Consider the following 7,511-nt stretch of genomic DNA (forward strand, 5'->3'; position numbering starts at 1 on the left):
TCGCCGGGTTCATCGGCTCCCCCGCCATGAACCTGCTCGAGATGCCGGTCACGGATGGCGGCGTCCTCTTCGGGGGCATCGTCTACCCGGTGCCCGACGACATCCTGCGCAACGCTGCGGGGAACACCGTCACCCTGGGCGTCCGACCTGAGGACCTGGTCCTCAGTTCCACTGGCGAAGGCCTGCAGGTGGAGGTCGACGTCGTCGAGGAGCTCGGAGCCGACGCCTACATCTACGGGCACACGACGCTCAACGGCAAGGACCACGACATGGTGGTCCGCGTCGACGGCCGCCGCCCTCCAATGAAGGGTGACACCGTGTACGTCCGTCCCGAGCAGGGCCACGTGCACCTCTTCGACACCTCCTCAGGGCTTCGCTTGGCTGAGACGGTCTGATCCGGCGCCTGCTCTGTACGCGGCGGTCCGCTGGTTGCCCCGGCAACCGGAGGACCGCCGCGTCCTGCGTTAACCGCGCTCTGGAATTAGGCTGGAACAAGGTCCCCCCTTCCACACCGTGACCCGGAGGCAAAACCATGACCGAGGCTTCCAACGCCAACTGGCACGACGAACCGACCGACTACGGCCAGGCCGGCAAGCTTCCACGGGTCCGGACAGCGGCATCGCCGTCGACGCTCGGGTCACTCAACATCACCGCAGCGGCCACGGACCCGGAACTGCTGGACCTTCCCTGGCAGGTAGCCCTGGAGGAATGGCCCGCTCAAAGCCTGGCTGCCCTGCCACGCGGTATCTCCCGGCACGTTGTACGGTTTGCCCATCTCGGCGGATCCGTGATCGCGATCAAGGAGACCAGCGAACACGTCGCCCGGCACGAGTACCACATGCTTCGCAAGCTGCAGCGCCTGGACGTCCCGTGCGTCGAGCCCGTCGCCGTCATCTCGGGCCGGGCCACCCCGGAGGGTGAGGACCTGGACCCGGTTCTGGTGACCCGGCATCTGAAATTCTCGCTGCCCTACCGTGCCCTGTTCTCACAGACACTGCGGCGTGACACCCTGACCCGCCTCATCGATGCGCAGGCACTGTTGCTTGTGCGGCTGCACCTGATCGGCTTCTATTGGGGCGACGTCTCACTCTCCAACACCCTGTTCCGCCGGGACGCAGGGTCCTTCGCGGCTTACCTCGTCGATGCCGAAACGGGCGAGCTCTACCCCGAGCTGTCCAGTGGCCAACGGGAGTACGACCTTGAGATAGCACGGGTGAACATCGCCGGTGAATTGATGGATCTGGCGGAAGGCGGGCTGATCGAGGAGAAGGTCGACCCGCTCGCCACCAGCGAGCTCATCATGGACAGCTACCGGCGGCTGTGGACCGAACTCACGGAACAGGAATCCTTCGAGCTGGGCGAGCGGTGGCGCGTGAGCGCCCGGATCCGACGGCTCAACGAGCTGGGGTTCGACGTCGAGGAGTATGCCATCAAGACGGCCGCGGACAGCAGCCAGATCCAGCTCCAGCCGAAAGTCGTGGACGCCGGCCACCATAGCCGCCGCCTTCTACGATTGACCGGCCTCGACGCACAGGAGAACCAGGCGCGGCGCCTGCTCAACAACATGGACGTCTACCGTGCCGACAACAACCCGAACCTGGACGAGGAATTGAGCGCACACCTGTGGGTCAGCGAAGTGTTCGAGCCCATTGTCCGGGCAGTTCCCCGGGAGCTCGGTAGAAAACTGGAGCCGGCCGAAGTGGTCCACGAGGTCCTCGAGCACCGCTGGTACATGTCCGAGCGGGAAGATCGGAACGTCCCGATGGCCGAGGCCGTGCAGTCGTACCTCGACTCCGAACTGCGGCACCGGCGGGACGAAGCGGAGATCATGCTCACCGCCGACTCCAAGTCCATCGGTCTCGACGGGGACAACAGCTTCGAGAGCAGCTAGGCCTGGAACTGCACTGGAGGCTGGCAACCACTTGGTTGCCAGCCTCCCTAACTGTCGCGTTCCACCATCACGGGCAGGTGATTTCCTGGCCGTTGAAGACCTGCGGACCAGGACCGGCTTGCTCGCAGAATTCAGCCACTTCCTGGATCAGCGGCGCAGCAGCGACGAGGCCCGCGATGATAAGAATCAGGCCGATCGTCGCAAGCGCGCCTATGATGATGCCCGCGATCGCCAGTCCGTTACCCATCCCGGCTTTCTTGGATTTGACCAGGGCAATGATGCTGAAGATCAGGCCGACGGGGTTGAGGAAGGGAATGAAGGCAAGGATGAGACCCACAATCCCGAGTGTCCGGCCGGGATTGTTCCTTGGCGGCGTCCCGTAGCCCTGCTGGCCCGGGTAGCCTCCACCGGTCGAGGAGTACGGCGACTGGCCGTAGGGCGACTGGTCCCCTGGTTGGCCATACGGCGAATGGCCCTGCGACGACTGACCATACGGCGCCTGACCCTGCGACGATTGACCATACTGCGGCTGACCCGCTCCCGGATCGTTCTGTTCCGGTCCGTCCGAATGCGAACCTGGAGTATTTCCTGACATAATTGCCCCCAATGTGACGAGTGATTGAGCTCTTGCGGTTGGAAGAACACTAGCACCGGGCCCCGAGGTCAAGCCGTCCGCGCATCACCGCTCCCCGGCCGGAACGATCGCCTTACCGGGATTCAGGATGCCGCGCGGGTCGAAAACGTCCTTGATGCGACGCTGGATTTCGAGCACTTCTTCAGCCTGCTCCTACGGCAGCCATCGAAGCTTGTACTGGCCCACCCCGTGCTCACCGGTGATGGTTCCCCCGAACTCCAGCGCAACGCGCACTGATTCATCGAGTGCTACGCCCAGCCGCTCAAGAGCGGCGGGTCCATCTGCCCGGGAAACCCAGAACGTAGGGTGGAGATTGCCGTCACCCGCATGGGCGACAACTTTCAGGTGCACTTCCTGACGCTTGGCGATGCCTTCCAGCGCCTCGATGTAGTCCACAAGACGGGACTTCGGCACGGCGACGTCCTCGCCGACCCGGTACTCATGATCCACAGCGTCTCCCCTGCTGTGGCGGCGCAATTCGATCAGGTCGGCGGCTTCCCCGGCCCCGACCTCGGACAGGGCGCCGCCCACCCCGGAGAGCACCTGCCGGATGACCACCGCTTCCTGATCCGCCCCGAATCCATCGGTCTGCAGGAGCAGCAGTGCCCCTCCGCGGACAGCGAGCCGAGACCCATGGGGGCTCTTCACGGTTCGTGGGGAAGCGGGCTCGTGTCGTAGATAGCAAGGAGCTCGTGGCCCTGCTGAGATGAGTGTTACTACGCAATCATCTTGAACAGGAACCACGAGCCTTGCCTAAGCCTACTTCGGCGGCAATTGACGCTGCCACCACCATCTTCAACCTGCCCGGATACCGGGTCCTGGACGCTGATGCGCTGTCTTTCGGTCAGCGCCGGATCACGGTCGAATCTACGGATCCACCGGGCTGCCCGGCCTGCGGAGTGGTCTCTTCCCGGCGGAAGGAACGCCGTCTCCAGCGGGTCCGCGACATCCCGGTCGCCGGTCCAGTGGAGCTCATCTGGGCGAAACGGCGGTGGTTCTGCGACGAGTCGTTGTGCGCCCGGAAGTCCTTCACGGAGGCCACCATCGAAGTGCCCAGGTTCGCCCGGTCCACCCGCCGGCTGACGGCTGGAGTTCAGACGTGTGCTCTTCCGATCTAGGTGGTTGCTGCGGAGACCGCTGCCTCGTTCGGGGTGTCCTGGTGGCTGGTGCAAAAAGCGGTGAACAAGGCAGCCCAGCGGCTACCGGACGTGGACGCTTTGATACCTCGGATGCTGGGCATCGATGAGCACCGGTACCGGTCCGTGCGCTTCTTTCAGGACCTGACCACGAAGCGCTGGACCCGGTACGAGCCCTGGATGTCGACGATCGTGGATCTGGACACCGGGCAGATCCTGGGCATCGTCGATGGCCGCGACAGCACCGGCGTCGGGAACTGGCTCAAGGCCCGCCCGCTGGCGTGGCGGCTCGGCGTGCAGGTTGTCGCAATCGACCCGTCCGCTGCGTTCCGCAAGGCGTTGCGGATGTGGCTGCCGCGCACCGCGGTGTCCGTGGATGCGTTCCATCTGAGCATGCTCGGCAACGCCATGCTCACCGAGGTCCGCCAGCGGCTCACCCAGGAAACCAAGGGCCGACGGGGCCGGTCCACCGACCCGGTGTGGGCCAACCGGCGCCTGCTGCTCAAGGGCGCCGAGAAGCTCTCCGACCGGGGAAGGAACCGCCTCGAAGTCGTGTTCGCCGTCGATGATCCGACCGGCCGGCTCGAAGCCGCCTGGAAGGTCAAGGAACAACTCCGGGCACTGCTACGCACCGGCTCCCTTCACGAGGCGGCCGCCGCGAAAGCAGAACTCGAGCGGCTCGTGAACCTGGCAGGCCAGCCCGAAACGAACCGCCTCTACCGCACCGTGTGCCGGTGGTGGACCGAGATCGAAGTCCTCATCACCACCGGCGCGACCACGGCGAAAGTCGAGGCGAACAACACCGCGATCAAGCACATCAAACGCACCGGACGCGGCTACCGCAACCCACACAATTACCAATCACGTATCCTGCTAACCAGTGCCACCCGCACGGCGGCATGACACTCACCTCAGCACACCATTCCCCACGAACCGTGAAGAGCCGGTTAGGCGGGTGTGGGTTCGGGGTGGGTGGTGTAGGTGTTGCCGGCTGGTGAGGTGGCGGTGTACCCGGGCACGAGCTACTGCGAGGACCCCGGCAGCGGCCGAGCGAACGTCGGGGAAGAACGCTGCGATGGTGTTGACGCTTTCCGGCAGGTACCGCAGCCGTACGGTGATTCCCACGACTATTCCGAGCGTTCCCTCCGAGCCGATGAGCAGGGCTGTCAGGTCATACCCAGCGACGCCCTTGAACGTCGAATGCCCGGTATGAATCAGGGTTCCGTCGGCAAGCACGACGTCGAGAGCCAGGACGGAATCGCGGGTCACTCCGTATTTGGCACACCTCAGACCGCCGGCATTGGTTGCTACGTTTCCGCCGATGGTCGACCACCGGTAACTCGCGGGGTCCGGCGCGAACATCAGCCCATGTGCTGCCACGGCAGAATTGAGGTCGGCGTTGATCACACCGGGTTCGACGACGGCAACCTCATCTTCAGGGCGGATCGCGAGGATGGCGTTCATGCGTTCGAGGCTCAGCACGATGCAGCCGAGAGTTGCATGGGCACCACCGGACACGCCACTCCCGGCCCCACGGCACACCACCGGGACCATGCTGCCGCTTGCCCACTTCAGAACCGCCTGCACCTCCTGAATGGTCTCCGGCCATACAACGGCAAGCGGCAGTGCCCTGTCCGTCACTGGTCCCTGATCCTGGCTGTAGCTCAGGAGGTCGGCTTCCGCCATGGACACCCGGCCGGGCAGCAGCCGCACCAATTCATCAGCTACGGACCCGGTCATTCCCTGCCGGCTCACAGCGCGCCTCCCATGAATCTCGCGTAGTGGTTGAGCGCTTCCGGCCAGAATTCCTCGTAGCGGCGGCGAAGCTCACCGGCCCCGGCGGCTGGTTCCCATCCGCCGTGCTCGACGGACACCACTGTCCGGGCATCACCGAATGCACCGACCTCCGAGAACGTAATGGAGACCGAGGTGGAGGGAGCTGTTCCCGGGCGGTGCCTCCAGATCAACTCGAGGCTCGCATCAGGGGCGCTGTCCGTTACTTCAGCCCAAACCGTTTCCTCGTCTTCCGGTGAGGTCTCCACGAGAGCGTTCGATTCAAGATCGAAAAAGCTTTCGCTTCCCCAGACGCTGAGCAGCGACGCCGGCCACCATAGATGGATGTGGTCGGTGAAGCCCGCCCAGGAGTGCGTGCGGTCGGCCGACACTGTCACGTCGGCGCGAACATCTCCGACAGGGCCCTCGGGGGGTGGTTCCGACGCGGGGTGGGAGAACAAGTCACTCATGATCCGACCTTACCGGTGGTGGGGTCGGTGCTGGTTCCTTCGCGGCCGCGGTTGGGTGCCTGCCGACGGGGTGCCGTTGATGGGTTAAAAGGGTAGAGGCCCCACCGGTGGTGGGGCCTCTAGCCTGTAATGGTTGTCCGGCGGTGTCCTACTCTCCCACACTCTCTCGGGTGCAGTACCATCGGCGCTGTGGGTCTTAGCTTCCGGGTTCGGAATGGGACCGGGCGTTTCCCCCACGCTATGACCGCCGTAACCCTTGCTACCGCCACCGGTTTGCCCGGGTTTGTCCGGGGCGTGGGGTGGGGTAAATCTGTGGGGTCCGTTGATCGTGCTGGACTTGTATTGTGTTGTGGTTCCTTTGTTGGTTGGGAACCGCATAGTGGACGCGTAGCATATGATCTTTCACCCCATGATCCCCCGGTTCAGGGGGGTGGGGGTGTGGTGTAAGTTATCGGCTTATTAGTACCGGTCAGCTTCGCAAGTCGTTAGTCCTTGCTTCCACATCCGGCCTATCAACCCAGTGGTCTGGCTGGGGGCCTCTCACACTCAAGGTGTATGGAAATCTCATCTTGAAGCAGGCTTCCCGCTTAGATGCTTTCAGCGGTTATCCCATCCGAACGTAGCTAATCAGCGGTGCACTTGGCAGTACAACTGACACACCAGAGGTTCGTCCGTCCCGGTCCTCTCGTACTAAGGACAGCCCTTCTCAAATTTCCTGCGCGCGCAGCGGATAGGGACCGAACTGTCTCACGACGTTCTAAACCCAGCTCGCGTACCGCTTTAATGGGCGAACAGCCCAACCCTTGGGACCTACTCCAGCCCCAGGATGCGACGAGCCGACATCGAGGTGCCAAACCATGCCGTCGATATGGACTCTTGGGCAAGATCAGCCTGTTATCCCCGAGGTACCTTTTATCCGTTGAGCGACGGCCATTCCACAATGTGCCGCCGGATCACTAGTCCCGACTTTCGTCCCTGCTTGAGATGTCTCTCTCACAGTCAAGCTCCCTTGTGCACTTACACTCGCCACCTGATTGCCAACCAGGCTGAGGGAACCTTTGGGCGCCTCCGTTACTTTTTAGGAGGCAACCGCCCCAGTTAAACTACCCATCAGGCACTGTCCCTGACCCGGATTACGGGCCGAAGTTAGATATCCAGAGTGACCAGAGTGGTATTTCAACGATGACTCCACCCGAACTAGCGTCCAGGCTTCACAGTCTCCCACCTATCCTACACAAGCCACACCGAACACCAATACCAAACTATAGTGAAGGTCTCGGGGTCTTTCCGTCCTGCTGCGCGTAACGAGCATCTTTACTCGTACTGCAATTTCGCCGAGTTTATGGTTGAGACAGCGGGGAAGTCGTTACTCCATTCGTGCAGGTCGGAACTTACCCGACAAGGAATTTCGCTACCTTAGGATGGTTATAGTTACCACCGCCGTTTACTGGGGCTTGAATTCCCAGCTTCGCCCACAAGTGAGCTAACCGGTCCTCTTAACCTTCCAGCACCGGGCAGGAGTCAGTCCGTATACATCGTCTTGCGACTTCGCACGGACCTGTGTTTTTAGTAAACAGTCGCTTCCCCCTGGTCTCTGCGGCCCCGAT

6 protein-coding genes, 2 rRNA genes and 2 pseudogenes are annotated in these 7,511 nt (G+C 62.9%); 4 read left to right on the forward strand and 6 right to left on the reverse strand.

The features are described 5' to 3' along the window. Together Y705_RS21150 and Y705_RS0106185 are read left to right on the forward strand one after the other, a co-directional pair. Positions 1 to 395, forward strand: a 395-nt coding sequence (locus Y705_RS21150) for a TOBE domain-containing protein (RefSeq protein WP_155849956.1), incomplete at its 5' end; no start/stop codon positions are given. A 137-nt stretch (positions 396 to 532) separates the two neighbouring features. Next, positions 533 to 1,891, forward strand: coding sequence for a DUF4032 domain-containing protein (locus tag Y705_RS0106185; RefSeq protein WP_026532229.1), 1,359 nt, complete (start codon positions 533 to 535; stop codon positions 1,889 to 1,891). A gap of 67 nt (positions 1,892 to 1,958) precedes the next feature. Here Y705_RS0106185 and Y705_RS22685 read toward each other — a convergent pair whose 3' ends face one another. Further along, entirely contained in the window at positions 1,959 to 2,228 is a 270-nt protein-coding gene (locus Y705_RS22685; RefSeq protein ID WP_049822360.1) for a hypothetical protein, read from the reverse strand. Between the two features lie 342 nt (positions 2,229 to 2,570). Continuing rightward, a pseudogene (locus Y705_RS21155) lies at positions 2,571 to 3,161 on the reverse strand (FAD-binding oxidoreductase); the annotation flags it as partial. 113 nt (positions 3,162 to 3,274) lie between these two features. On the opposite strand from Y705_RS21155, the gene Y705_RS23600 reads away from it, so the two are divergent. Next, positions 3,275 to 3,643: a transposase family protein gene (locus Y705_RS23600; protein WP_253908514.1), complete on the forward strand. Its 369-nt coding sequence runs from the start codon at positions 3,275 to 3,277 to the stop codon at positions 3,641 to 3,643. Then, positions 3,644 to 4,564, forward strand: a complete 921-nt coding sequence (locus tag Y705_RS0106205) for an ISL3 family transposase (protein ID WP_253908515.1) — start codon at positions 3,644 to 3,646, stop codon at positions 4,562 to 4,564. Between the two features lie 105 nt (positions 4,565 to 4,669). Here the strand turns inward: Y705_RS0106205 and Y705_RS17865 are convergent. The 4 genes and pseudogenes from Y705_RS17865 to Y705_RS0106225 all read right to left on the reverse strand — a co-directional run. Then, positions 4,670 to 5,401 (reverse strand): annotated as a pseudogene (locus Y705_RS17865) (FAD-binding oxidoreductase); the annotation flags it as partial. Between the two features lie 11 nt (positions 5,402 to 5,412). Then, positions 5,413 to 5,904, reverse strand: a complete 492-nt coding sequence (locus tag Y705_RS0106215) for an SRPBCC family protein (protein WP_026532231.1) — start codon at positions 5,902 to 5,904, stop codon at positions 5,413 to 5,415. A 135-nt stretch (positions 5,905 to 6,039) separates the two neighbouring features. After that, positions 6,040 to 6,156: ribosomal RNA gene (gene rrf / locus Y705_RS0106220) — 5S ribosomal RNA — on the reverse strand. Between the two features lie 186 nt (positions 6,157 to 6,342). Then, positions 6,343 to 7,511 (reverse strand): 23S ribosomal RNA (locus Y705_RS0106225); the annotation flags it as partial.

The organism is Arthrobacter sp. H41, from assembly GCF_000520535.1.
Taxonomy (GTDB): domain Bacteria; phylum Actinomycetota; class Actinomycetes; order Actinomycetales; family Micrococcaceae; genus Arthrobacter_D.

Bases quoted from the DNA above. Each gene is read 5' to 3' on its own strand.
- Y705_RS0106185 (WP_026532229.1), top strand. From the start codon at position 533: ATGACCGAGGCTTCCAACGCCAACTGGCACGACGAACCGACCGACTAC.
- Y705_RS0106215 (WP_026532231.1), bottom strand. From the start codon at position 5,904: ATGAGTGACTTGTTCTCCCACCCCGCGTCGGAACCACCCCCCGAGGGC.